A 23,986-nucleotide genomic window follows, 5' to 3' on the forward strand; every position below is an offset into this window, starting at 1 on the left:
TCTGAGAGAGCGCTCTCTCGATCCGTCCCCGCAGAGAGGCACGTCCATGCCACCTCCCTCAGCGGCCCCCGCCGCCCCGCTCGTCCGACGTCGGCTGCGGCTGGCCTCCGTCCTGCTCGTCGCCACCACCACCGTCCTGGCCGCCGCCACCGTCACCGCGCAGGCGGCCGTGCCGCCACCCCCGGCCGGCTGGAGCACGGTCTGGAGCGACGACTTCACCGGCGCGGCCGGCAGCCTGCCGTCGTCCGCCAACTGGATCATCGACACCGGTCACAGCTATCCCGGTGGCCCGGGCAACTGGGGCACCGGCGAGATCCAGAACTACACCGCCAGCACCGCCAACGTCAGCCACGACGGTGGCGGCAACCTGCGGATCACGCCGCTGCGCGACAGCGGTGGCGGCTGGACCTCCGCCCGGATCGAGACCGTGCGCAGCGACTTCAAGGCCCCGGCCGGCGGCGTGCTGGCCATCGAGGGCCGGATCCAGATGCCGAACGTCACCGGTGCCGCAGCTGCGGGCTACTGGCCGGCGTTCTGGGCGCTCGGCGCGCCCTACCGGGGCAACTACCAGAACTGGCCGGGCATCGGTGAGTTCGACGTGATGGAGAACGTCAACGGCATCAACTCGGTCTGGGGCGTGCTGCACTGCGGCGTCGCACCGGGCGGGCCGTGCAACGAGTCCAACGGCCTCGGCGCGTCCCGGGCCTGCCCGGGCGCGAGCTGCCAGTCCGCGTTCCACACCTATCGGTTCGAGTGGGACGCCTCGATCAGCCCCCAACAACTGCGCTGGTACGTCGACGGGCAGCTCTACCACACCGTCACGTCCAGCCAGGTCGGTGCGTCCGCCTGGTCGCAGATGACCTCGCACGCGGGCTACTTCCTGCTGCTCAACGTCGCGATGGGTGGGGCCTTCCCGAACGGCGTGGCCGGCAGCGGCACGCCGACCCCTGCCACCGTCCCGGGGCGGCCGATGCTCGTCGACTACGTGGCGGTGTACCAGCGCGGCGGCGGCAGCACCCCGCCGCCCACCACGCCGCCACCCGGCGGCACGAGGGACGCGTACGCGCAGATCCAGGCCGAGTCGTTCAACGCGCAGAACGGCGTGATCGTGGAGGCGTGCTCCGAAGGCGGGCAGAACATCGGGGCGCTGCGTAACGGGGACTGGGTTCGCTACGACAACGTCGAGTTCGGCTCCACCTCGGCGCGGGACTTCGTGGCGCGGGTGGCCTCCGGCGCGGGCAGCGGGGTGAGTGGCCTGGTGGAGGTACGGCTGGACAGCCCGACTGCCACGCCGATCGGCAGCTTCGCGATCGGCAACACCGGCGGCTGGCAGAGCTGGCGCTCGGTGCCCGGCAACGTGGGAGCAGTGACCGGTCGGCACTCCGTGTACCTGACCTTCACCAGTGGCCAGCCGAACGACTTCGTCAACGTCAACTGGTTCACCTTCCGCCGCTGACCGGGGTGTCCCGGGCCGCCCGTCGCGATGGTCACGCGACGGGCGGCCCGCGCATCCGTGTCGACCCCTGGACAGAAACAGTTAACTGTCTTAATAATTAGCGCCAACGTTGACGTCCATAAATGCCCGCCCGGGCCCGGAGGGTCGCATGAAACGCTCCAGAACCCTTGTCCTGTCCCTCGTCGCCACCCTGGTGGCGGCACTCGGCGCGGCCTGGGTGGCGCTGCCCGCGTACGCCGCCGGAGTCACCGCCAGCTTCGTCAAGACCGCCGACTGGGGCTCCGGTTGGGAGGGGAAGTACACCATCACCAACGGCGGCGGCTCGACCATCAACGGCTGGAGCCTCACCTTCGACCTGCCGTCCGGCACCACACTCGGCAGCTACTGGGACGCGTTGCTCACCTCCGCGGGCCAGCGGCACACCTTCACCAACCGGTCCTGGAACGGCGTCATCGCCCCGGGTGCCTCGGTCTCCTTCGGTTTCCTGGCCGGCGGCTCCGGCTCACCGAGCGGCTGCCAGCTCAACGGCGCGGCCTGCGGCGGCGGCACCCCGCCCACCACGCCGCCGCCCACCACCCCACCGCCCACCACGCCGCCTCCGACGACCCCGCCGCCGACCGACCCGCCCACCGGTGACCTGCCCAAGCACCTGCTGACCGGCTACTGGCACAACTTCGACAACCCGGCCGTCGAGCTGCGGCTGCGCGACGTGCCCGCCGAGTACGACCTGGTGGCCGTCGCCTTCGCCGAGGCCACGTCGACACCCGGCGCGCTCACCTTCGGCATCGACCCCGGGCTCGCCGCGTCGCTCGGCGGCTACACCGACGCGGACTTCACCAACGACGTCCGCACCCTGCACAGCCGGGGCAAGCGGGTGATCCTCTCGGTCGGCGGTGAGACCGGCCGGGTCACCGTGAACGACGCCGCGTCAGCCACCGTGTTCGCCGACACGGCCGCCGCGCTGATCGCCCGGTACGGCTTCGACGGGATCGACATCGACCTGGAGAACGGCCTCAACCCGACGTACATGGCGCAGGCGCTGCGCGCGCTGCGAGCCAAGGTCGGGTCGAGTTTGATCATCGCGATGGCCCCGCAGACCATCGACATGCAGAACCCGGCCGGCGGCTACTTCAAGCTGGCGCTCGACATCAAGGACATCCTCACCGTCGTCAACACCCAGTTCTACAACTCCGGGGCGATGCTCGGCTGCGACCAGAACGCCGCGTACGGCCAGGGCACCGTGAACTTCATCGTCGCGTTGGCCTGCATCCAGTTGGAGGCCGGGCTCCGCCCCGACCAGGTCGGCCTCGGCCTGCCCGCCGGAGCGGGTGCGGCCGGTGGCGGCATCGTCGCGCCCAGCGTCGTCAACGCCGCCCTGGACTGCCTGGCCCGGGGCACCAACTGCGGCAGCTTCCGCCCGCCGCGCACGTACCCCGGCATCCGGGGCGCGATGACCTGGTCGGTGAACTGGGACGTCAGCAACGGCAACGGCTTCGCCAACACGGTGGGCCCACACCTGGACACTCTGCCCTGACAGCCCAGGCTGACGCTTGTTCACAAGTCAGCGGTAACCGGTAGCTCGGATCAGCGGCCGGCGGTCACCGACCGCCGGTCGCCGCGCTCCCGACGCTTGCGGACCTTACGGATCACCCAACTGACCACCATGACGACGAAGACGGCGCCGATCGCGTAGTTGAACCAGTCGCTGTAGCGCGCGACGTCCTGCCAACGGCTCCCGAGCGCGTAACCGGCGCCCACGATGAGGCCGTTCCACACCCCGCTGCCGATGGTGGTGAGCAGGATGAATTCGCCCAGCGGCATCCGGTTGGCCCCGGCCGGCACGGAGACCAGGCTGCGGACCACCGGCACCACCCGGCCGATCAGCACCGCCCACCGACCGTGCCGCTCGAACCACCTGTCGGCCCGCTCCAGGTCGTCGCTGTCCACCAACGGGATGCGGTCCAACCAGCGCTTGAGTCGATCCTCGCCGAGCGCCGCGCCCAGCCAGTAGAGCACCAACGCGCCGACCAGCGAGCCGACCGTCGCGGCCAGCACCACCACCACGACGTTGAACTGACCCTCGTGCGCCAGGAAACCGGCGAGCGCCAGCACGACCTCGCTGGGGATCGGCGGGACGATGCTCTCCAACGCCACCAGCAGCGCCACGCCGACCGGGCCCATCGCCTCGATCACCGAAGCCACCCAGCCGGTCAACCCGGTGAACTCGGACGGGTCGCCAGCCTGGGCGTACGCCATTGTCGTCCTTCCGCGTCGGTGCTCGGGATCGTACGGTCATACCCACCGGAGCGGTCGTTACACCTCGGGGTGCAGGGCGGTGTCCGCCGGCCCCTGCCGCCAGCCGGTGAACACCACTGTCAGCCCGGCGCGCGACGGGGCGCAGCAGAAGGGCCCGGCCACCGCGTCCGCCGCCGGATCCAGCGGGACGAGCCGGACCAGTCGCCACGGCTCGTCGTCGACCCGGGCGCGGACGGTCAGCGCGTCGCCGGCCCGGCTGACCCGGACGGTCACCTCCCGACCCGCCCACTCCGGCACCGGCCCCACCGACCAGTCGGAGAACTCCCTGGTCACCACCGCGCCGAGCTGCACCTCCCCGTCGCTGATCTCGACGCCGGCCTTGGTCCAGGTGCGCTCGTCAACGCGGACGAACGCACCGGCCTGGTCGAACTGCGCCGAGAAGTCGAGCCGGAAGCTCACCTCCATGGCGGTGTCCACCGGCAGTGGTGCCAGCAGGGCCGGTCCGTTGTCGTGGACGAAGCCGTAGCTGGTCCTGCGCCAGAAGTCGCTGTCCGCCGCCGGCTCGACGACCAGCTCACCGGCCGGGCCCTCCTCGACGCGTACCGGCGGGTGCAGCCAGGCACCCCGGGACCAGTCCAACGGTTCGCTCGGCGGTACCAGGTCGTTTCCCATGGCAGGCACGATAACCAAGGGTTTGCCGCGGTGATCGATCGGAGATGTTTCTCCGGCATGGGTGACCGTTGGTATTCCGAAGCCGTCGTCTACTGCCTCGACATCGACACGTACGCCGACTCGGACGGCGACGGGGTCGGTGACATCCGTGGGTTGATCGGGAGGCTGGATTACCTGGCCCGGCTCGGGGTCACCTGCCTGTGGTTGCACCCGATCCACCCGTCACCGAACCGCGACGACGGCTACGACGTCACCGACTTCTACAACGTGGACCCGCGCTTCGGCACCCTCGGCGACTTCGCCGAGCTGCTGCACCAGGCGCAGAACCGGGGCATCCGGGTGATCATCGATCTGGTGGTCAACCACACCTCCGACGAGCACCCGTGGTTCCAGTCCGCCCGCTCGTCGCCGGACTCGCCGTACCGGGACTGGTTCGTCTGGTCCGACACCGAACCGGACGACCGGCACCAGGGCATGGTCTTCCCCGGCGAGCAGAAGGAGACCTGGAGCTACGACCGCACCGCCAAGGCGTGGTTCTACCACCGGTTCTACAAGTTCCAGCCCGACCTCAACTTCGCCAACCCGCAGGTCCGGGCCGAGGTCAAGAAGATCATGTCGTTCTGGCTCCAGCTCGGTGTCTCCGGCTTCCGAATGGACGCGGTGCCGTTCATCATCGAGCTGACCGAGCCCGGCAACCCGAACTCTCCGAAGGACTTCGAGTTCCTCACCGAGCTGCGCCAGCACGTCCAGTGGCGTCGCGGTGACGCCGTCCTGCTGGCCGAGGCGAACGTCGAGCCGGACCAGCTACCGACGTTCTTCGGCGACGCCAGCGGCTCCGGCAACCGGATCCACATGCTCTTCGACTTCATGCTCAACGGCCGACTCATGCTCGCCCTCGCCCGGCAGGACCCGGAGTCTCTGATCGAGGCGTTGCGCGACACCCCGAAGCTGCCGGTCGGCGGGCAGTGGGCCACCTTCCTGCGTAACCACGACGAGATCGACCTGTCCCGGCTCACCACCGAACAACGCAACCAGGTGTACGCGCAGTTCGGCCCGGACGAGAACATGCGCATCTACGACCGGGGCATCCGTCGCCGGTTCGCCCCGATGCTCGGTAACGACCGGCGGCGCATCGAGCTGGCGTACGCCCTGCAGTTCTCGATGCGCGGCACGCCGGTGCTGCGCTACGGCGAGGAGATCGGGATGGGCGAGGACCTGTCGCTGCCCGGTCGGGAGGCGATCCGTACCCCGATGCAGTGGTCGTTCCAGCCGAATGCCGGCTTCTCCACGGCGGACCCGGAGAAGCTGGTCCGTCCGGTGATCGACAAGGGTGAGTTCGGCTACCAGAACGTCAACGTCACCGCCCAGCGGGGCGACCCGAAGTCGCTGCTCGGCTGGTTCGAGCGCATGATCCGTACGCTGCGGGAGGCTCCGGAGATCGGCTCCGGCTCGACGACCCACATCGACGTGGCGATGCCGCCCGGAGTGCTCGCGCACCGGGCCGACGGGTCGACGGGCACGATGGTCTTCGTGCACAACCTGGGCACCGACGACGTGGAGGTCGACCTCAGCAGTCTCGAGCCGGAGGCGGACCAGCCGACCGACGTGCTCGCCGACCGTGGCTACGGCGAGCTGGGCAAGCTCGGCGCGGTGAAGGTCTCCGGCCACGGATACCGGTGGATCCGGCTCTGCCGGGGCCGGGGCTTCTGAGGCACGGCGATCCGGTGTGTCGTGGATCCGGCCATGGTCGTCACCGATAACTAGCAGTGGAAGGTTAAGCTCCTTCGATCGACCCCACGTTACCGGGAGGTAATCATGTCGGAGGAGCCCCGCGTCGCCATCGTCACCGGAGCCGCACGCGGCATCGGCGCGGCCACCGCCCGGCGGCTGGCCGCCGACGGAATGGCCGTCGCCGTGGTCGACATCGAGGAGGCCGCCACCAAGGAGACGGTGGACGCCATCGCCGCCGCCGGCGGCCGGGCGCTCGGGGTGGGCGCCGACGTCTCCGACCGCGACCAGGTCGAGGCGGCGGTGGCCCGGATCGCCGCCGATCTGGGCGCGCCCACCGTGCTGGTCAACAACGCCGGAGTGCTGCGCGACAACCTGCTGTTCAAGATGACCAACGCCGACTGGGACACGGTGATGGGAGTGCACCTGCGCGGCGCGTTCCTGTTCAGCCAGGCCGCCCAGAAGCACATGGTGGACCGCAGGTGGGGGCGGATCGTCAACCTCTCCAGCACCTCCGCGCTGGGCAACCGGGGCCAGGCGAACTACGCCGCCGCCAAGGCCGGTCTGCAGGGCTTCACCAAGACGCTCGCCATCGAACTGGGTCCGTTCGGGGTGACAGTGAACGCGGTAGCACCCGGTTTCATCGTCACCGACATGACCGCCGCCACCGCCGCCCGGATGAAGGTCGACTTCGACGACTTCCAGAAGCACGCCGCCGCCGAGATCCCGGTCCGTCGCCCGGGTCGGCCGGAGGACGTCGCCCACACCATCTCGTTCCTGGCGAGCGAGGGTGCCGGCTTCGTCTCCGGTCAGGTCATCTACGTCGCGGGCGGCCCCCGGGACTGACCCGCGCTGCCGACGAGGGCGCTCCGCTCGGCGGGACGCCCTCGTCGCCGGGTCAGGCCGGCGCGCGGCGGGTGCGCCAGAGCCAGAGCAGGCCGAGCACCGGCAGCACCAGCGGGATGTAGCCGTACCCGCTGCCGAACCCCGACCAGACCGTCTCGTCCGGGAACAGCTCCCTGTCGACCAGGCTCAGAATGCCGACCGCGACCACCCCGACCAGTTCCACGGAGCAGCATGCCAGCGCGACCCGCCGGCCGGCGTGCCCGGCGCGGGCCAATCCCACCGCCGCCACGATGTAGATGAGCGCGGCCACCCCGGAGAGCAGGTACGCCACCGGGGCCTCGTCGAACTTGGTGGCGATCTGCAGGCCGGCCCGACTCGTCGCCGCGATCGCGAAGAGCAGGTAGACCGCGATCAACAGCCGACCCGGGCCGGAGTTCGTACGCCGGGGGGCCTGCTCCGTCTCAACCACCGAGCACCTCCCAGGTCTGCTGCAATCGGACCACCACCACCGGGGCCACCAGGCAGACCGCACACACGATCGCCGAGCCCCAGCGGGTTGGTTCCATCCGGGCCAGCACCCAGGCCAGTGGCGGCAGGCACACCAGCGTGACCAGGTAGCCGAAGAAGGCGCCGGGCTCGCCGGGCCGCTCCCCGCCACCGACCGCGACGAGCGCCAGCACTGTCAACACGAGCAACGCCACTTCGAGTACGGCCAGACCGACGAACTGCACCCGGTCCGGCGGCCGGTGGCGTACCGCCGCCACCAGCGCCCACACCGCGACGAGCAGCGACAGCACGATCGGTACGGTCGCGACGAGCCCGTCCACCGGCGAATTCACCGGATCCACCCGGTCGTTGCCTCGGTCACCGGGACAGCCTACTAACCGTCGTAGTAAGCGGGTGCTCTGCCTCTCCGCGTGTGACGAGGGCCCGTCGAGGCGTCTCCCCGGTTCCTGTTCCCACGCCTTCCGGTGGGCGTCAGTCGGCGGCCGGCAGCCAGTAGACGGAGATGGCGACGAGCGGGTCCGGTCCGTCGTTGCGAATCTGGTGCGGCACCCTGCTCTCGAACGCCGTGACGTCCCCGGCCCGCAGCACCGCCGTCCGGTCGGCGAACGTCAACGTCCCGGTTCCGGACACGATGATCCACACCTCGCGGGACCGATGGACATCGAGGTCGTTGGACGTGTTCGGGGCCACCGACCAGCGCGCGACCTCGAACGGCGCGGGCGCCGTCGACGGGAACGGCAGCAGCGCGCGGTGCACGGGGCCGCCCTCGGCGAAGTCGTACCAGTGGTCAAACGTCACGGCGCCGCTGGCCGTCGCTGGATTCGTCGTTGGCATGTCGTCGACACTGCCGCGCCACCCCCGGGGTGTCTGGCGGCAATCGGACCTGACGTCGGCGAGAGCGCGCGGACGGTGTCGTCCGGGAGCGCGCGGGCGGGGGCGTCCGGGAGCGCGGGCGGGGGGCGTCCGGGATCGCGCGGACGGTGCCGTCAGGCCACCGGCGTTGTCGGTGCACCGGCGTCTGCCGTCAGCCGGCGGTTGGCGCGACGGCGTCCCCGAAACGAAGGTGGGCTGCTTCGATTGGTCGAACCCGCCGCCAGCATGGGCGCCGGGGCGACTAGCGTGGATCACGTCCGTGGCGTTGCCGCGGTGCGGGGAAACAGCGGAGGTACACGTGCGGTTCGGTTTGTTCGGCACCGGTCACTGGGCGATCGAGACGCACGGGAAGGCACTGCACGCCCATCCCGACGCGGAGTTGGTCGGGGTGTGGGGTCGCAACCCGGAGCGGGCCTCCGCGCTGGCCGAACGGTACGGGGTGCCCGCCTACGCCGACGTCGACGCGCTGATCGAGCAGTGCGAGGCGATCGCCGTCGCCCTGCCGCCCGACATCCAGGCCGACATCGCGGTCCGGGCGGCCCGCGCCGGCCGGCACCTGCTGCTGGACAAGCCGCTGGCGCTCAGCGTGGCCGACGCCGACCGTGTCGTGGCCGCCGCCGAGGAGTCCGGGGTCGCCTCGGTCGTCTTCTTCACCCAGCGGTTCCAGCCGAACGTGACAGCGTTCCTCGCCGCCACCGCCGCCGCCGGGGGCTGGCAGCACGGTCGGACCACCGCATTCGCCTCGATCTTCCAGGACGGCAGCCCGTACGGCGGCTCGTTGTGGCGTCGGGAGCACGGAGCGCTCTGGGACATCGCCCCGCACGCCCTGTCGATCCTCCTGCCGGTGCTGGGTCGGGTGACGCAGGTGGCGGCGATGAACGGACCGAGCGGGATGGTGCACCTGCTGCTCACCCACGAGGGCGGTGCCACCAGCAGCGCCTCGCTCTCGCTGGATGCCCCGACCGAGTCGATGGCCCGGGAGTTCGTGTTCTACGGCGAGAACGGCATCGAGAATGTCCCGTCCGGGGAGAACGACCCCGCCACCGCGTTCGGCGTCGCCATCGACCAACTGATTGAACAGGTGCGCGCCGGCACCCGGGACCACCGCTGCGACGTCCGCTTCGGCCGCGAGGTCGTGACCATCCTCGCCGCCGCCGAAACCGCCCGCACCGAATCCCGCACCATCCCCCTCCCCTAACCGAACCCGAACCCCGCCCTTGCCCTGCCCTTGCCCCACCGAGGTCGGTGGGGTGGGAGGTCGGTGGGTGGGGCGGGTTAGGTGGGGGTGGGTAGGGCGGCGTTCAGTTCGTCGGGGGAGTTGAACTGCTCTGGGGGCAGCGCCTGCAGCATCTGCAGCAGGGCCGTGCTGGCGCCGTTCTCCTGACCCCAGCGGATCAGGTCCTCCCGCGAGACCGGGTAGTCGAGCCCGGCCAGGTACTCCTGCAACTGCACGCCGGTGACGGTCATGTCGGCCGGCTACCCGATCGCGGTGGTCGTACACCGGTGTGGTTGGCACCCACCACGGCCCGGCGGCCGGCGTGTCGGCCCGCGACGCGCCCACGGTTTGCCGCAGCGGCGGCCGGGTAGCCGCTGGCATGCTGGTTCAGCGGCTCGGCGCGCCGAGCGATTTCGACCCGTTGCTGGAGCGCGTTCGCAACGCCCGGGTGGTGATGATCGGTGAGTCCACCCACGGCAGTTACGACTACTACCGGTTGCGTGAGCAGCTCACCCGCCGACTGATCGCGGAGTGCGGGTTCTCCTTCGTCGCCGTGGAGGGTGACTGGCCCGACTGTGATCGGGTGCACCGGTCGGTGACTGCCGCGCCGGGCGGCGCGCTCGAACCGCAGCTCGCGCTCGCCGAGTTCGAGCGATGGCCGACCTGGATGTGGGCCAATGCCGAGGTGGCCCGGTTCGCCAGCTGGCTGCGGGCCTGGAACGTGGAGCGGCCGGAGGAGCAACGGGCCGGGTTCCACGGGCTCGACGTGTACAGCCTCTGGGAGTCGATGCAGGCAATCTTTGACTACCTGGGGGAGGAGGACCCGAAGTCGCTGGAGGCGGCGCAGGACGCGTACCGGTGCTTCGAGCCGTACGGCAAGAGGGTCGAGGAGTACGGCGCGGCCAGCCGGTTCGTCTCGGCCCGCTGCGAGGAGGAGGTCGTCCGGTTGCTCGCCCGGACCCGCGAACACGCCCTCTCCGACGGCCCGGACCGCTTCTCGGCCTGGCAGAACGCGGAGGTGGTGGCCGGCGCGGAGCGCTACTACCGGGCAATGGTGGCCGGCGGGCCGGACTCGTGGAACATCCGCGACACCCACATGCAGGGCACCCTGGACCGGCTGCTGGACCGGTACGGTCCGGACTCCCGGGGCATCGTCTGGGCGCACAACACGCACGTCGGGGACGCGCGGGCCACCGACATGACCGCCGACGGGATGGTCAACATCGGTCAGTTGGCTCGGGAGCGGCACGGCGAGGACGCGGTCGTCCTGATCGGCTTCGGCACGTACCGGGGCACGGCGATCGCCGCACCCCGCTGGGGTTCGCCGGCCGAGGCGATGGTGGTGCCGCCGGCCCGGGAGGGGTCGATCGAGCGGCGGCTGCACGAGCTGATGCCGGAGCGGGCCGTGTTGATCTTCGGCGGCGACGACCAGCCGGGCTGGGTCACCGACACCGTGGACCACCGGGCGATCGGTGTCGTCTACGACCCGTCGTTCGAGTCCTGGGGCAACTACGTGCCGACCCGGATCGGCGAACGCTACGACGCGTTCATCTGGTGCGACGACACCAGCGCCCTGCACCCGCTACCGGTGCCGGCGGTCCCCGGTGAGATGGAGACCTATCCGGCGGGCGTGTGAGCAGGCGGTCAACGCAGTGGAGGTGTGGTGCCCGACGGGCACCACACCTCCACCATCGGTGGGTCAGACGTGCGTCGGCGTGCGGTCCCCGAGGTGGGTGCGCAGGCCTTCGCCCTCGATGTCCACGTTCGGCAGGGCGCGGTTGAGCCAGCGGGGCAGCCACCAGGCGCGGTCGCCGAGGAGCGACATCACCGCCGGGACGATGGTCATCCGGACCACGAACGCGTCGATGGCGACACCGATGGCGAGCGCGAAGCCCATCGACTTGATGATCGGGTCGTCGAGGAACACGAAACCGCCGAAGACGGAGATCATGATCAGCGCGGCGGCGGTGACCACCCGGGCGCCGTGGCCCATGCCGCTGATCGTGGCCTCACGCGCGGTGTCGCCGTGCACGAAGTCCTCCCGCATCCGGGAGACCAGGAACACCTCGTAGTCCATCGCCAGCCCGAACAGGATGCCGATCAGCAGGATGGGCAGGAAGCTGACCAGCGGGGCCGGGGTGTCCAGGCCAACCAGGCTCGCTAGGTGACCCTGCTGGAAGATCGCCACCGTGATGCCGAACGTGGCGGCCACGGTGAGCAGGAAGCCCAGCGCCGCCTTCAGTGGCACCAGCAGCGAGCGGAACACCAGCATCAGCAGCAGCACCGAGAGCCCGACGACCAGCAGCAGGTAGATCGGCAGCGCGTCGGAGAGCTTCTCCGAGACGTCGATACCGATGGCGGTCGCGCCGGTGAGCAGCACGTCGGCGCCCTGCACCCCGCCGACCGCGTCGCGGACGTCGTGCACCAGGGTCTCGGTGGCCTCGTCGGTCGGGCCGGTCTTCGGTACCACGCCGAGCAGGGCGGTCCGACCGTCCGGGCTCAGCTGCGGCGGCGCCACCGCGAGGACGTTCTCGGTGCGCTGGATCATCGCGGTCACCTGCGGCACGGCGGCGGCGGTCGCCTGCGCGTCGTCGCCCGCCACGACCACCGCGAGCCGGCCGGTGAAGCCCGGACCGAAGCCCTCGGTGGTCAGGTCACTCGCCACCCGGGCCGGTGAGCCCTCCGTCGCCGTACTGGCGTCGGGCAGGGCCAGCCGCATGTCCGGCGTGGGCAGTGCGAGCAGGCCCAGGCCGAGCAGCGAGACCAGGATGACCGGCACCCGGAACCGGGTGACCAGTCGCGCCCAGCGGAAGCCGAACCCGTTGCGGTCCTCGATCGGGGTCGTGGTCGCGGCCGGCCGGTCGGTGACGTCCGTGTCGTCCTCGTCGGTGCCGACGCCGTCGGACACGCTTGCGGTGGGCACGGCACGCAGCCGGCGCGGGAGCACCCGGTGGCCGGCGAAGCCGAGCAGCGCGGGCTGGAGGGTGATCGCCACGAGCACGGCGATGGTGACCGTCGCGGCGGCGGCGAGACCCATCACGGTCAGGAACGGAATGTTCACCACGGCCAGGCCGGCGAGGGCGATGACAACAGTGGCGCCGGCGAAGACCACCGCGGAGCCGGCGGTGCCCACGGCCCGGCCGACCGCCTCCTCGGGGGACATCCCTTCGAGCAGGTTCTGTCGGTGCCGGGAGGTGATGAACAACGAGTAGTCGATGCCGACGGCGAGGCCGAGCATCAGCGCCAGGATCGGCGCGGTGCTGGTCAACTCGATGACACCGCTCAGCGCGAACAGCCCGGCCATGCCGACGCCCACGCCGATCAGCGCGTTGAGCATGGTCATCCCGGCGGCCACCAGGGAGCCGAACGTGATGATCAGGACGATCGCGGCGACCAGTACGCCGATCGCCTCGGTGGAGCCGATCTCCGGCTCGCCGCCGAGCACCTCGCCACCCGGGGCGACCTGCCAACCCTTCGCCTCGACGGCGGCACCGACCTCCTCGTACGCGGTGCGCTGCTCGTCGGTCACCTCGTCGCCGCCGGTGGCGAACTGGACCTGGACCAGCGCGTACCGGCCGTTGGGTGAGACCGCGCCGACCTGGAGCGGGTTGACCGCGCCGACCACGCCGGGCAGCGCCGAGGCCTCCTGGACCAGTTCCTGCACCACGGCCTGGCCCTCGGGGGTGCCCAGTTGACCGTCGGCCGGGGCCTTGACCGCGATGGTGCCGGTGGCGCCGCTGGCCGCGGGGAACTGCTCGCTGAGCAGGTCGAGCGCGCGCTGGCTCTCGGTGCCGGGCATGGTGAAGTTGCTCGCCGTCGGGCCGCGCAGGGTCGCCGCGGCCAGGCCGGCGACGACGAGTACGACGAGCCAGAGCGCGACGACGAGCCGTCGCCGGCGCAACGCGCCCCGGCCGAGCCGGTAGAGCAGGGTGGCCATCAGGAGTCCTTGTCCTCGGTCGTGGGTTGTTGGGGCAGGGCCGCGTCGACGGGTTCGACGGCCCGTCGGACGAGGGTGAGCAGGGCGGAGCGCAGGTCGTCGTCGGTGATGTCGGCGAACTCGCCGCACGCCTCGGAGATCCCGGCGAGCAGCACCAGCGCGGCGATCCGCGCGCCCGGCCGGTCGGAGTGACCGGCCAACGCGTCGCGCAACCGGTCGGAGATCTGCTGGATGTGCGCGAAGGCCGGCTGGCACAGCAACTCCGGGAACTCGCCGCGGAGTACCGCGATCTCCCGCCGGAACCGGACCGCGAGGTCGACGAAGCCCTCTGCGGCGACCTCCTGGGCGGCCGTTCCGGTCAGGCCGGTGAGCCGGTCGTCGAGGTCCCGCAGCACGCCGATCGCCGGAGCCATCAGCTCGGCGAGAAGGGCTTCCTTGTTGGCGAAGTGGTAGAGCACGGTGGCCTTGGAGCAGCCGACCTCACGGGCGATGTCCTGCAGGGAGGTGCCCCGGTAGCCGGTCACCGTGAACTGCCGCGCCGCCGCGGCGAGAATCTCACCGTGCGTGTCGGGTACCGCTCTGGCCATGCCCGGTCCACCTCCCGCAACCCAGCATGCCTGACCGATCGGTCAGACCCTGACCGATCGGTCAGACTGAGGCGGTGGCGTTCACCACACCCCCTGCGGGTTTATCCGGTGTGCTGGGCGTCGTACCTGGTCCGCGCCTCGGCGATGGCCCGGCGGTGCCGCTCGGCCCAGTTGGTCAGCGCGACCAGTGACTCGTAGAGCTCCAGCGCCATCGGGGTGGCGACGTATTCGACCTTGGGCGGGACGGTCGGGTGGACGGTGCGGTGCAGCAGGCCGTCTCGTTCGAGGTTACGCAGTGTGAGCGTGAGCATCCGGCGGCTGATGCCCTCGATGTGCCGCTCCAGTTCGGTGAAACGCACCGGGCCGTGCGAGGCGGACACCAGGATGCTGATGCTCCATTTGCCGCCGACCCGGTCGAGCACCTCGCGGACGGTGCAGGCGCGGGCCTGCCCCTCGGTGAACGGCACGTTCTGGGGTGCGCAGGTCAACTCGGCCTCGACCTGCGCGGACACATCGCTGTTCCTCTGGGACACAACAGTGCCTCCTTCCGCTCCGGTTCATGGTCACAGACGATGGCCTCGGTAACAAACCGTGCACCAAGGAGGTTCTCGTGGAACGTGTCGTCCCACCCCGTTGGCCGGCGCTGCTGGTGCTCTGCGCCGGCAGCCTGATGATCATCCTGGATGGCACAGTCGTCGCGGTGGCGCTGCCCGCCGTGCAACGCGACCTCGGCTTCACCGCCGCCGGCCTGGCCTGGGTGGTCAACGCCTACCTGGTCGCGTTCGGCGGACTGCTGCTGCTCGCCGGTCGGCTCGGCGACCTGCTGGGCCGACGGCGGGTCTTCCTGGCCGGCGTCGCGCTGTTCACAGCGGCCTCGCTGGCCTGCGCCGTCGCCACCGGGCCGGCCCTGCTGGTCGGTGCGCGGTTCGGGCAGGGCGTCGGCGGCGCCCTGGCCATGGCGGTCAGCCTCGGCATGATCGTCCGGCTCTACCCCGAACCGGCCGAACGGGCCCGGGCCATCGCCATCTTCAGCTTCACCGGCGCTGCCGGCGCGTCGGTCGGCACCGTCGCTGGAGGGGTGCTCACCCAGGCCGCCGGGTGGCGGACGATCTTCCTGGTCAACGTGCCGATCGGGGCGGTCATCCTCATCGCTGCCCTCCGCCGGCTCCCGGCCGAGCGGGGGATCGGCCTGCGGGCCGGCCTGGACGTGCCCGGCGCGCTGCTCGCCACCGCCGGTCTGATGGCCGCCGTGCTGGGCATCGTGGGGACGGGCGAGCACGGCTGGACCAGCCCTCGGACGCTCGGTGCGGTGGCCCTCGCGGCGCTGCTGCTCGGCGGCTTCACGCTGCGCCAACGGGTGGCGCCGACCCCGCTGGTGCCGCCCCGGGTGCTGCGCGTCAGGGGTCTGGTGGCGGCGAACGCCGTGCAGTTCCTGATGGTCTGCGCGTACTTCGGATTCCAGTTCCTGCTCGCCGTGGAACTGCAACTGGTGCTGGGGCTGGACGCCGCCGCGACCGGCTGGGCCTTCCTGCCCACCCCGGTCGTGATCGCCGTGGTCTCGCTCGGTCTGGCCGGTCGGCTGATCGCGCACTGGGGTGCCCGCAGGGTCCTGCTGGTCGGGCTCGTCCTGGCGACCGTCGGCTTCCTCCTGCTCGCCCGGCTGCCCGCCGACGGCGGCTACGTCGCCGACGTACTCCCCGCGATGCTGTTCTTCGGCGTGGCCGGCGGCCTGACCCTGCCGGCGGTCACCACACTGGCCATGGCCGGCGCCACCGACACGGACGCCGGGCTCGCCTCCGGCCTGGCCAACACCACCCAACAGGTCGGCGGCGCGGTCGGCCTGGCCGCGCTGGCCACACTGGCCGCCGCCCGCAGCGACGGGCTGCGGGCGGCCGGCTGGGCCGAGGCCGCCGCGCTCGCCGGCGGCTACCGGACCGCGTTCACCGTGGCCGCCGGTCTGGTTCTCGCCGCGTGGCTGGTGGCGCTGACCGCGGTGCCCCGACCGTCGGCCGGACCGTCGTCGGCCGCCGATCCGGCCGACCGGGCCGCGGCGGGTACCGGAACCGATCCGTACCGAAGCGCCGCGTCCGGTTGACCGGCGGCGGTCCGGCCGGGAGGGTGGTCGGGTGAGCGAGGCTGACGAGACCCGGGACGGCGTGGCCCTGACCAACCTGGACCAGCCGCTGTCCGACCGCGACGACGCGACAAAGCGTGACCTTGTCGACTACCTCGACGCGGTCGCGGACCGGATCCTCCCGCACCTGCGGGGCCGGCCGCTGTCGGTGATCAGGGTCCGCCCCGGCCAGCCGCCGTTCATGCAGAAGAACCTGCCCCGGTACACCCCGGACTGGGTCCGCCGGGCAGCGGTCTGGGCGGAGGCGTCGCACCGGGAGATCTCGTACGCCCTCTGCGACGACCGCCGCACCCTGCTCTGGTTCGCCAACCAGCGGGCGGTGGAGTTCCACCCGACGCTGGCCACCACGGCGGATCTGCACCGCCCGACCCACCTGGTCCTCGACCTCGACCCGCCGGACGGCGACGGGTTCCGCGCGGCTGTCGACGCGGCCCTGCTGGTGCGCCAGGCGCTCGCCGACGCCGGTCTGACCGGTGCCGTCAAGACCAGCGGCGCCAAGGGGGTGCACGTCTTCGTGCCGGTGACCGACGAGCCAACGGCCGAGGAGTTGGCAGCCGCCACCAGGGCGCTCGCCGTCCGCGCCGAACGGCTCGATCCGGCGCTGGCCACCACGGCGTACATCAGGGAGGACCGGGGTGGCCGGGTCTTCGTGGACGCCACCCGGGCGGGCGGGGCGACAGTGGCCGCCGCGTACAGCCCCCGGCTGCGCCCCGGGATGCCGGTCTCGTTCCCGGTCGACTGGGCCGACCTGCCCGACGTGACGCCCGCCGACTTCACCATCCGCAGCGCGCCCGCACTGCTCGCCGACGGCGACCCGTGGGCCGCGCTGATGCCCGCCCCGCAAGCGCTCCCCGCCGACCTGGTCACCGAGGGTCGGACCATCCCGGTGGCCCGGGTGCAGGCCATGCACGAGGGGAAGCGCCGGGCGCGCGCCCGCCGCGAGGCCGGCTGACCGGCTGGTCGGCCCGGCCGCGTGGCGGCGGCGGCCGCTTGTCGGTGGGCTGTGGCACGATTTTCCTGGTGAGCAGCAAATCCGACGCGACGCAGCGACTCGACGACCTCGCGCGGCTGCGCAAGGTCCGCGACCGGATCGACCGGGAGTACGCGCAGCCGCTGAACGTGGAGGCGCTCGCTCGTGGCGCGCACATGTCGGCCGGCCACCTGAGCCGCGAGTTCCGCCTCGCCTATGGCGAATCCCCGTACAGCTACCTCATGACCCGACGCATCGAGCGGGCGATGGCCCTGTTGCGCCGTGGCGACCTGAGCGTCACCGACGTCTGTTTCGCTGTCGGTTGCTCCTCGCTGGGCACCTTCAGCACCCGTTTCACCGAGCTGGTCGGCGTGCCGCCGAGCGTCTACCGGCGGCGGGCGGCACAGGCGACGGCCGGGATGCCGTCGTGCGTGGCCAAGCAGGTGACCCGACCGGTCAGGAATCGAGAAGCGCGCGCCACCGAGCCGCAACTAGCGTGACCAGCATGGACATCACCATTCACTCCAGCTTCCTTCCGCACACCGACCCGGAGGCCTCCCTGGCCTTCTACCGCGACGTCCTCGGCTTCGAGGTCCGCCTCGACGTCGGGTACGAGGGGATGCGGTGGATCACGGTCGGGCCGGTCGGTCAGCCCAGCACCGCCATCGTCCTGCACCCGCCCACCGCCAACCCGGGCATCACCGACGACGAGCGGCAGACCATCCTCGAACTGATGGCCAAGGGCAGCTACTTCGGCGTCAACCTGGCCACCACCGACCTCGACGCCACCTTCGCCAAGCTGGAGGCCAGCGACGCCGAAGTGGTCCAGGAGCCGACCGAGCAGCCGTACGGCGTGCGCGACTGTGCCTTCCGCGACCCGGCGGGCAATATGATCCGCATCCAGGAAGCGCGCTGAGTCCCGCGCCCTCGACAGATGGAGACACGATGAGCACGGCCAGCCAGCCGTCCGCGCCGCACGTCGCCGACAGTCACGACCTGATTCGCGTGCAGGGCGCGCGGGTGAACAACCTCAAGGACGTCAGCGTCGAGATCCCGAAGCGCCGGCTGACCGTGTTCACCGGGGTCTCCGGCTCCGGCAAGAGCTCGCTGGTGTTCGGCACCATCGCGGCCGAGTCGCAGCGGATGATCAACGAGACCTACAGCGCCTTCGTGCAGGGCTTCATGCCGACGCTGGCCCGGCCCGAGGTCGACCTGCTGGACGGCCTGACCACCGCGATCATCGTGGACCAGGAGCGGATGGGCGCCAACTCCCGCTCCACCGTCGGCACGGCCACCGATGCCAACGCGATGCTGCGCATCCTGTTCAGCCGGCTCGGGCAGCCGCACATCGGCCCGCCCAACGCATACTCCTTCAACGTCCCGTCGGTGAAGGCGACCGGTGCGATCACCGTCGAACGCGGTGCCGGCAAGACGAAGACCGAGAAGGCGACCTTCAACCGTCTCGGCGGCATGTGCCCGCGGTGCGAGGGCATGGGCGCGGTGACCGACATCGACCTGTCGGCGCTCTACGACGACAACCTGTCGCTCAACGAGGGCGCGATCACCATCCCGGGCTACAGCATGGAGGGCTGGTACGGCCGGATCTTCCGGGGCTGCGGCTACTTCGACCCGGACAAGCCGATCGCCAAGTTCAGCAAGCGGGAGCTGCACGACCTGCTCCACCGGGAGCCAACCAAGATCAAAATCGACGGGATCAACCTGACGTACGCGGGCCTGATCCCGTCGATCCAGAAGTCCTTCCTCGCCAAGGACATCGACGCGTTGCAGCCGCACATCCGCGCCTTCGTGGAACGCGCGGTGACCTTCACGACCTGTCCCGAGTGCGCCGGCACCCGGCTCAGCGCGGAGGCCCGGTCGTCGAAGATCAACGGTAGGAACATCGCCGACGCGTGCGCCATGCAGATCAGCGACCTGGCCGCCTGGGTACGCGAGATCGAGGAACCGTCGGTGGCCCCGCTGCTGGCGGGCCTGCAACATCTCCTCGACTCGTTCGAGGAGATCGGGCTGGGCTACCTGTCGCTCGACCGGCCGTCGGGCACCCTCTCCGGCGGCGAGGCGCAACGCACCAAGATGATCCGCCACCTCGGCTCCTCCCTCACCGACGTCACCTACGTCTTCGACGAGCCGACCATCGGGCTGCACCCGCACGACATCCAACGGATGAACGAGCTGCTGCTCCAACTGCGCGACAAGGGCAACACCGTGCTGGTCGTGGAGCACAAGCCGGAGGCCATCGCCATCGCCGACCACGTCGTCGATCTCGGGCCCGGAGCCGGCACCGACGGCGGCACGGTCTGCTACGAGGGCACCGTGGCGGGCCTGCGGACCAGCGGCACCATCACCGGCCGCCACTTCGACGACCGGGCGACGCTCAAGGAGACGGTGCGCACGCCCACCGGCAAGCTGGAGATCCGGGGCGCCACCGCCAACAACCTCCAGGACGTCAGCGTCGACGTGCCCCTCGGGGTGCTCGTCGTCGTGACCGGCGTCGCCGGCTCCGGCAAGAGTTCGCTCGTGCACGGGTCGATCCCGGCCGGCGCCGGCGTGGTGTCGATCGACCAGGGGGCCATCCGCGGCTCACGGCGCAGCAACCCGGCCACGTACACCGGGTTGCTCGACCCGATCCGCAAGGCGTTCGCGAAGGCCAACGGGGTGAAGCCGGCGCTGTTCAGCGCCAACTCCGAGGGCGCCTGCCCGAGCTGCAACGGCGCCGGCGTCATCTACACCGACCTGGGGATGATGGCCGGCGTCGCCGCGCCCTGCGAGGACTGCGAGGGCAAGCGGTTCCAGGCGTCGGTGCTGGAATACCGGCTCGGCGGGCGCGACATCAGCGAGGTGCTCGCGATGTCGGTGACGGAAGCCGAGAAGTTCTTCGGCGCCGGCGACGCCCGTACGCCGGCCGCGCACGCCATCCTCGACCGGCTCGCCGACGTCGGGCTCGGCTACCTGAGCCTGGGCCAGCCGCTCACCACCCTCTCCGGCGGCGAGCGGCAACGGCTCAAGCTGGCCACCCACATGGCCGAGAAGGGCGGCGTCTACGTCCTCGACGAACCGACCACCGGCCTGCACCTGGCCGACGTCGAGCACCTGCTCGGCCTGCTCGACCGCCTCGTCGACGCCGGCAAGTCGGTGATCGTCATCGAGCATCACCAGGCGGTCATGGCGCACGCCGACTGGATCATCGATCTCGGCCCCGGCGCCGGCCACGACGGCGGCCGGGTCGTCTTCGAGGGCACACCGGCCGACCTGGTCGCCGCCCGCTCCACCCTCACCGGCGAGCACCTGGCGGCGTACGTCGGCAGGTGAGCCTGCGGGGGGCGACGCGGCAACGGTCGGCCTCTCCGGGCTACCGGCGACCGGGACCGGTGATCAGCGCTCCGCTCGGCGTGGCCGGCTGATCGGGGCGCTGAGCATTCCGGTGATGGCGTCGACGAGGAAGTCGCCGACCTCGGGCCATCGCGGGTCTTCGCCGTTGCGTTCGGCGCGTGCCTCGACCTCGGCCGTCGTGGTGCTGACGATGCGGGTGATCAGGAGCGCCCGGCCGGCGACCACCTCCGGGTCGAGGTGCCGTAGCCGCGCGGCCAGTGACTCGCGCAGCTCCAGTGCCTGTGGCGTGGTGTCCTGGACTTCCTGCATGATCGGCAAAGTGGTGGGGTTGTGCAGCATGTGTTCCAGGAACCGGGCCCGCCAGCTCGGGCGCGGCAGCCGGTCGAGAACCCGCATGCTCGGCTCCACGAGGCCGCGGATGTCGCCGAGGACGGAGTCCTCGGGTGGGGGCATCCCCTCGCGTTGTTCCGCCACGTCGTGCACGTGGCGGGCCATGAGCGCCTTCAGCAGGCCCTCGCGCCCGCCGAAGTAGTAGCGCACCGCCGAGTGATTGGTGTTGCCAGCCGCCTCGGCCACCCTGCGGTCGGAGACCTCGGCGACACCCGACTCGGCGAACAGCCGCTCCGCCGCGTCCAGCAGCGCGGTGCGTGCCGCGTCGGACCGCCTCATGACCGGCCCCCTCGTGTCCTCGCCCGGATGTGACTCAGGTCAACCTAGCCGGATTCCCGGTCCCGACATCCGCCGCCTACAGTTTGTAAGTCAACTGGCGTACAAACTGATCTGGAGCGTGCATGGATACCGAAGCCGTGATCGAGGCTGCCGACGTGGTGGACGGCCGCCCGCCCGGCGCGGACCGCAAGGAACAGATCATCCGTATGGTCGCCCTGTTCGTGATGCCGTTCCTCATGGTCACGATGATGTTCGCGACCTACATGTCGACCATGCACTCACCGCACCCCCGGGACATGCCGGTCGCGATCGTCGGCAGCGGCGCCACGGCGCAGGCAGTCGTCGACGGGCTCAACGCCGGTGACAGCACCGAAGCCACCCTGGTGGCCACCCGCGACGACGCCGTCGACCTGCTGCACGACCAGGACGCCGCCGGAGCGCTCGTCCTGCCCACCGACGGCGGTGCCAGCGCGACCATCCTCACCGCCTCGGCGGCCGGGGCCTCACAGAACGCCACCGTCCAGCAGTTGCTCGCGCCCGTGGCCGTCCAGAACAGCTGGCAGACCGCCACCGAGGACGTCGCGCCGCTACCCTCCGGTGACTCGGCCGGCATCGCGGTCCTGTTCGCCGCGATGGGCATGATGCTGGCCGGTTACGTGCCACTGAGCATCATGGTGATGGGCGTCCCCCACCTGCTGCGGCTGCGACGGTTCCTGCCCGTGCTGGCCGGCTGGTCCGCGCTCACCAGCTCGATCATCTGGCTCATCCTCGGGCCGGTCGTGGGTGCCGTCGAGGGCCACTACCTCACCTTCCTCGGCGTCGGCACGCTCGCCACCGCAGCCGTCGGCCTGGCCCAGCTGCTGCTCTCCAAACTGATCGGGCCCCTCGCGGTGCTGCCCGGCATGCTGCTCTGGGTCGTGTTCGGCATGCCCGCGTCGAACCTGGCCCTCTCCGTTCACAACATGCCCGGGTTCTTCCAGTTCCTGCATGGCGTGCTGCCGCTCCCGGCGGCCGGTGAGGCGCTGCGCTCGGTCCTGTACTTCGACGGCAACGGCCTGGGCACCCACCTGATCGTCCTGGCCGTGTGGATCGTGGCCGCCCTCGCGCTCTGCCTGCTCAAGGAGCGCAGCGCGAGCGGCAACATGATCCCCGGCGTCCCCCCGATCACCGACCCCGACTCGAAGGCCCCCGCTCTGGCCGGCGGGCCTGCGCGCTCCAAGCGATTCCGGTACGTGGCCGCGGCCGGCTTCCCGCTTGCCATCCTCGTGGTCGTCGTGGGCGCCATGGGGTTCTCCATGCACAAACCGCAACCGCACGACATCCCGGTCGTCGTGGTCGCCGCCGCCCCCGGGCAGGCTCAGCAGACCGCCGCCGGTCTTAACGCACAGCTTGACGGCATCCTCGACGTCACAGTCGCCGACACCGTGGACGAAGCCACCGAGCAGATCCGCTCCCGCGACGTGGTCGCCGCCTTCGTCCTCCCGTCGGCACCCGACACTCCCGCGACGCTGTACTCGGCGTCCGCCGCCAACGCCAGCCAGCAGTCCGCGATCCGCGCGATCTTCCAGCCGATCACCGCAGCCCAGGGCCTTTCGCTCACGCTGACCGACGTGCAACCCCTGAGCGAGACCGACACCGGCGGCAGCAACAGCATGTACGTCGGCATGTCCTGGATCATGGCCGGCTTCCTGTTCCTGGCCGTCCTGCGCGGCGGTGCCCCGCACGTGCGGCGCCTGCCCCAGTTCCTGCCGCTGCTGGGCGGCTGGGCGATCGGCATGTCCGTCTGGCTGTGGTTCCTCTTCGACGTCCTCATCGGCGCGATCACCGGCAACGCCCTGGAGATGATCGCCTACGGAGCCCTGACCATCTTCTCGGTCTCCCTGGCCACCGGAGTGCTCACCCGCACCGTCGGCCTGGCGGGCATCATCCCGATGATGGTGGTGCTGATGATGGCCGGCGTACCCGCCTCCGGCGGTGGCATGTCGGTGTACCTGGTGCCCGAGGTGTTCCGCCCTCTCCAGGACGTGCTGCCGCTGCCCGCGGCGGTCGACATCGCCCGCTCGCTGCGGTACTTCGACGGCGTCGGCGTCGGACAGAACCTGCTGGTCATCGCCATCTGGGGCGCTGTCGGGCTGGTCCTGAACCTCGTGATCGACCGCTGGCTCAAGCGCCGCTCGGACTCCGGCGGCCCGGACGCGGGTACGACACCCGAGGCGCACCCGAGGTTGGTGCCGGCCGAGGCACACTGAGCGGCACCGAGGCCCACCGCCGATCCCTCGCGATCGGCGGTGGGCTGCTCCTTCTGGTCAGGCGGGGTCGTACTCGACGGCGACATCGAGCACCCAGGTGACGCCGAACGGATCGGTGAGCATGCCGTAGAGGGGAGCCCAGCCAGCGGGTGCGAGGTCGACCAGGACAGTCGAGCCCTCACTCAGCTTCTTCCAGTAGCCGGTGATCTCGTCGGCGTCGCTGCCCCGGACCGAGACGAAGAACGGGCTCTCGCCCTGGCTCCACGGCCGCGCCGACGGCACGTCGTACGCCATGATCTGGAAGCCCTCGGCGGACGTGACCTGACCCCACATGATCTGGTCGGCCTCGGCCGGGTTCTGCACGTTGTGGGCGTCGGCGTAGGTCACCGCTGCGAGGTCCCCGCCGAAGACGGACCGGTAGAAACCGAGGGCGGCCCGCGCGTTGCCCCGAAGGTTGATGTGCGCGACGGTGTTGATGCTCATTGCTGCTCCTCGTGTGACGTCGCCCGTGGCTGTTGCCCGGGCGTGACGCCGACGA

Annotated in this window: 23 protein-coding genes; 12 read left to right on the forward strand and 11 right to left on the reverse strand. The window is 71.0% G+C overall.

What is annotated here, in order from left to right:
- The first annotated feature begins 46 nt into the window (after positions 1–46).
- Together IF22_RS0116965 and IF22_RS0116970 are read left to right on the forward strand one after the other, a co-directional pair.
- Positions 47–1,456 (forward strand): carbohydrate-binding protein, encoded by a 1,410-nt coding sequence (locus IF22_RS0116965; protein WP_030333081.1) that lies wholly within the window; start codon positions 47–49, stop codon positions 1,454–1,456.
- A gap of 148 nt (positions 1,457–1,604) precedes the next feature.
- Positions 1,605–2,990: a chitinase gene (locus tag IF22_RS0116970; protein ID WP_030333082.1), complete on the forward strand. Its 1,386-nt coding sequence runs from the start codon at positions 1,605–1,607 to the stop codon at positions 2,988–2,990.
- A 50-nt stretch (positions 2,991–3,040) separates the two neighbouring features.
- Here IF22_RS0116970 and IF22_RS0116975 read toward each other — a convergent pair whose 3' ends face one another.
- Both IF22_RS0116975 and IF22_RS0116980 read right to left on the reverse strand, forming a co-directional pair.
- Positions 3,041–3,712 carry a DedA family protein gene (locus tag IF22_RS0116975; RefSeq protein ID WP_030333084.1) on the reverse strand — a complete coding sequence of 224 codons (672 nt, stop codon included), beginning with the start codon at positions 3,710–3,712 and terminating at the stop codon, positions 3,041–3,043.
- A 57-nt stretch (positions 3,713–3,769) separates the two neighbouring features.
- On the reverse strand, positions 3,770–4,384 hold the full coding sequence (locus tag IF22_RS0116980) for a DUF1349 domain-containing protein (protein ID WP_030333085.1): 615 nt from the start codon (positions 4,382–4,384) through the stop codon (positions 3,770–3,772).
- Positions 4,385–4,441: 57 nt separating this feature from the next.
- On the opposite strand from IF22_RS0116980, the gene IF22_RS0116985 reads away from it, so the two are divergent.
- Positions 4,442–6,094, forward strand: coding sequence for an alpha-amylase family protein (locus IF22_RS0116985; protein WP_030333087.1), 1,653 nt, complete (start codon positions 4,442–4,444; stop codon positions 6,092–6,094).
- A 105-nt stretch (positions 6,095–6,199) separates the two neighbouring features.
- Positions 6,200–6,958 carry a 3-oxoacyl-ACP reductase FabG gene (fabG, locus tag IF22_RS0116990; protein ID WP_030333089.1) on the forward strand — a complete coding sequence of 253 codons (759 nt, stop codon included), beginning with the start codon at positions 6,200–6,202 and terminating at the stop codon, positions 6,956–6,958.
- Between the two features lie 52 nt (positions 6,959–7,010).
- Here the strand turns inward: fabG and IF22_RS0116995 are convergent, their stop codons facing one another.
- The 3 genes from IF22_RS0116995 to IF22_RS0117005 form a co-directional block, all read right to left on the reverse strand.
- On the reverse strand, positions 7,011–7,427 hold the full coding sequence (locus IF22_RS0116995; RefSeq protein ID WP_030333091.1) for a hypothetical protein: 417 nt from the start codon (positions 7,425–7,427) through the stop codon (positions 7,011–7,013).
- Entirely contained in the window at positions 7,420–7,797 is a 378-nt protein-coding gene (locus IF22_RS0117000) for a hypothetical protein (RefSeq protein ID WP_374224321.1), read from the reverse strand. The genes IF22_RS0116995 and IF22_RS0117000 overlap by 8 nt, the downstream gene beginning before the upstream one ends.
- Before the next feature lie 139 nt (positions 7,798–7,936).
- Positions 7,937–8,299 carry a cupin domain-containing protein gene (locus IF22_RS0117005; protein ID WP_081883871.1) on the reverse strand — a complete coding sequence of 121 codons (363 nt, stop codon included), beginning with the start codon at positions 8,297–8,299 and terminating at the stop codon, positions 7,937–7,939.
- Between the two features lie 337 nt (positions 8,300–8,636).
- Between IF22_RS0117005 and IF22_RS0117010 the strand changes: the two genes are divergently transcribed.
- Positions 8,637–9,536: a Gfo/Idh/MocA family protein gene (locus tag IF22_RS0117010; protein WP_030333096.1), complete on the forward strand. Its 900-nt coding sequence runs from the start codon at positions 8,637–8,639 to the stop codon at positions 9,534–9,536.
- A gap of 77 nt (positions 9,537–9,613) precedes the next feature.
- Here the strand turns inward: IF22_RS0117010 and IF22_RS0117015 are convergent, their stop codons facing one another.
- On the reverse strand, positions 9,614–9,805 hold the full coding sequence (locus IF22_RS0117015) for a DUF2795 domain-containing protein (protein WP_030333097.1): 192 nt from the start codon (positions 9,803–9,805) through the stop codon (positions 9,614–9,616).
- A gap of 128 nt (positions 9,806–9,933) precedes the next feature.
- Between IF22_RS0117015 and IF22_RS0117020 the strand changes: the two genes are divergently transcribed.
- On the forward strand, positions 9,934–11,190 hold the full coding sequence (locus IF22_RS0117020; protein WP_030333099.1) for an erythromycin esterase family protein: 1,257 nt from the start codon (positions 9,934–9,936) through the stop codon (positions 11,188–11,190).
- Positions 11,191–11,253: 63 nt separating this feature from the next.
- On the opposite strand, the gene IF22_RS0117025 is transcribed toward IF22_RS0117020, so the two are convergent.
- From IF22_RS0117025 to IF22_RS0117035, 3 genes are all read right to left on the reverse strand, one after another.
- Entirely contained in the window at positions 11,254–13,491 is a 2,238-nt protein-coding gene (locus tag IF22_RS0117025; protein ID WP_030333101.1) for an MMPL family transporter, read from the reverse strand.
- A complete protein-coding gene (locus IF22_RS0117030; RefSeq protein WP_051708568.1) occupies positions 13,491–14,078 on the reverse strand; it encodes a TetR/AcrR family transcriptional regulator in 588 nt (195 codons plus the stop codon). The genes IF22_RS0117025 and IF22_RS0117030 overlap by 1 nt, the downstream gene beginning before the upstream one ends.
- A 101-nt stretch (positions 14,079–14,179) precedes the next feature.
- Complete coding sequence (locus IF22_RS0117035; protein ID WP_051708596.1) at positions 14,180–14,566, reverse strand: winged helix-turn-helix transcriptional regulator; 387 nt, start codon at positions 14,564–14,566, stop codon at positions 14,180–14,182.
- A 122-nt stretch (positions 14,567–14,688) separates the two neighbouring features.
- Between IF22_RS0117035 and IF22_RS0117040 the strand changes: the two genes are divergently transcribed.
- From IF22_RS0117040 to IF22_RS0117060, 5 genes are all read left to right on the forward strand, one after another.
- On the forward strand, positions 14,689–16,173 hold the full coding sequence (locus IF22_RS0117040) for an MFS transporter (RefSeq protein ID WP_245233655.1): 1,485 nt from the start codon (positions 14,689–14,691) through the stop codon (positions 16,171–16,173).
- Positions 16,174–16,204: 31 nt separating this feature from the next.
- Complete coding sequence (ligD, locus tag IF22_RS0117045) at positions 16,205–17,164, forward strand: non-homologous end-joining DNA ligase (RefSeq protein ID WP_030333109.1); 960 nt, start codon at positions 16,205–16,207, stop codon at positions 17,162–17,164.
- Positions 17,165–17,232: 68 nt separating this feature from the next.
- Positions 17,233–17,682, forward strand: coding sequence for a helix-turn-helix transcriptional regulator (locus IF22_RS0117050; RefSeq protein WP_030333111.1), 450 nt, complete (start codon positions 17,233–17,235; stop codon positions 17,680–17,682).
- Between the two features lie 5 nt (positions 17,683–17,687).
- Positions 17,688–18,098 (forward strand): VOC family protein, encoded by a 411-nt coding sequence (locus tag IF22_RS0117055; protein WP_030333113.1) that lies wholly within the window; start codon positions 17,688–17,690, stop codon positions 18,096–18,098.
- Positions 18,099–18,127: 29 nt separating this feature from the next.
- Positions 18,128–20,509, forward strand: a complete 2,382-nt coding sequence (locus IF22_RS0117060; protein ID WP_030333114.1) for an ATP-binding cassette domain-containing protein — start codon at positions 18,128–18,130, stop codon at positions 20,507–20,509.
- A gap of 63 nt (positions 20,510–20,572) precedes the next feature.
- Here IF22_RS0117060 and IF22_RS0117065 read toward each other — a convergent pair whose 3' ends face one another.
- Positions 20,573–21,199 carry a TetR/AcrR family transcriptional regulator gene (locus IF22_RS0117065; protein WP_030333116.1) on the reverse strand — a complete coding sequence of 209 codons (627 nt, stop codon included), beginning with the start codon at positions 21,197–21,199 and terminating at the stop codon, positions 20,573–20,575.
- A gap of 122 nt (positions 21,200–21,321) precedes the next feature.
- Between IF22_RS0117065 and IF22_RS0117070 the strand changes: the two genes are divergently transcribed.
- On the forward strand, positions 21,322–23,448 hold the full coding sequence (locus tag IF22_RS0117070) for an ABC transporter permease (RefSeq protein WP_051708570.1): 2,127 nt from the start codon (positions 21,322–21,324) through the stop codon (positions 23,446–23,448).
- A 57-nt stretch (positions 23,449–23,505) separates the two neighbouring features.
- On the opposite strand, the gene IF22_RS0117075 is transcribed toward IF22_RS0117070, so the two are convergent.
- Positions 23,506–23,931: a VOC family protein gene (locus tag IF22_RS0117075; protein ID WP_030333119.1), complete on the reverse strand. Its 426-nt coding sequence runs from the start codon at positions 23,929–23,931 to the stop codon at positions 23,506–23,508.
- Positions 23,932–23,986: the final 55 nt, after the last annotated feature.

The organism is Micromonospora parva (assembly GCF_000718515.1).
Classification (GTDB): Bacteria; Actinomycetota; Actinomycetes; order Mycobacteriales; family Micromonosporaceae; genus Micromonospora; species Micromonospora parva.

Bases quoted from the DNA above. Each gene is read 5' to 3' on its own strand.
- IF22_RS0117060 (WP_030333114.1), top strand. From the start codon at position 18,128: ATGAGCACGGCCAGCCAGCCGTCCGCGCCGCACGTCGCCGACAGTCAC.
- IF22_RS0117015 (WP_030333097.1), bottom strand. From the start codon at position 9,805: ATGACCGTCACCGGCGTGCAGTTGCAGGAGTACCTGGCCGGGCTCGAC.
- IF22_RS0117075 (WP_030333119.1), bottom strand. From the start codon at position 23,931: ATGAGCATCAACACCGTCGCGCACATCAACCTTCGGGGCAACGCGCGG.
- IF22_RS0117030 (WP_051708568.1), bottom strand. From the start codon at position 14,078: ATGGCCAGAGCGGTACCCGACACGCACGGTGAGATTCTCGCCGCGGCG.
- IF22_RS0117025 (WP_030333101.1), bottom strand. From the start codon at position 13,491: ATGGCCACCCTGCTCTACCGGCTCGGCCGGGGCGCGTTGCGCCGGCGA.
- IF22_RS0117070 (WP_051708570.1), top strand. From the start codon at position 21,322: ATGGATACCGAAGCCGTGATCGAGGCTGCCGACGTGGTGGACGGCCGC.
- IF22_RS0116970 (WP_030333082.1), top strand. From the start codon at position 1,605: ATGAAACGCTCCAGAACCCTTGTCCTGTCCCTCGTCGCCACCCTGGTG.
- fabG (WP_030333089.1), top strand. From the start codon at position 6,200: ATGTCGGAGGAGCCCCGCGTCGCCATCGTCACCGGAGCCGCACGCGGC.
- IF22_RS0117005 (WP_081883871.1), bottom strand. From the start codon at position 8,299: ATGCCAACGACGAATCCAGCGACGGCCAGCGGCGCCGTGACGTTTGAC.
- IF22_RS0116985 (WP_030333087.1), top strand. From the start codon at position 4,442: ATGGGTGACCGTTGGTATTCCGAAGCCGTCGTCTACTGCCTCGACATC.
- IF22_RS0116975 (WP_030333084.1), bottom strand. From the start codon at position 3,712: ATGGCGTACGCCCAGGCTGGCGACCCGTCCGAGTTCACCGGGTTGACC.
- IF22_RS0117020 (WP_030333099.1), top strand. From the start codon at position 9,934: ATGCTGGTTCAGCGGCTCGGCGCGCCGAGCGATTTCGACCCGTTGCTG.
- IF22_RS0116965 (WP_030333081.1), top strand. From the start codon at position 47: ATGCCACCTCCCTCAGCGGCCCCCGCCGCCCCGCTCGTCCGACGTCGG.
- IF22_RS0116980 (WP_030333085.1), bottom strand. From the start codon at position 4,384: ATGGGAAACGACCTGGTACCGCCGAGCGAACCGTTGGACTGGTCCCGG.
- IF22_RS0117055 (WP_030333113.1), top strand. From the start codon at position 17,688: ATGGACATCACCATTCACTCCAGCTTCCTTCCGCACACCGACCCGGAG.
- IF22_RS0117065 (WP_030333116.1), bottom strand. From the start codon at position 21,199: ATGAGGCGGTCCGACGCGGCACGCACCGCGCTGCTGGACGCGGCGGAG.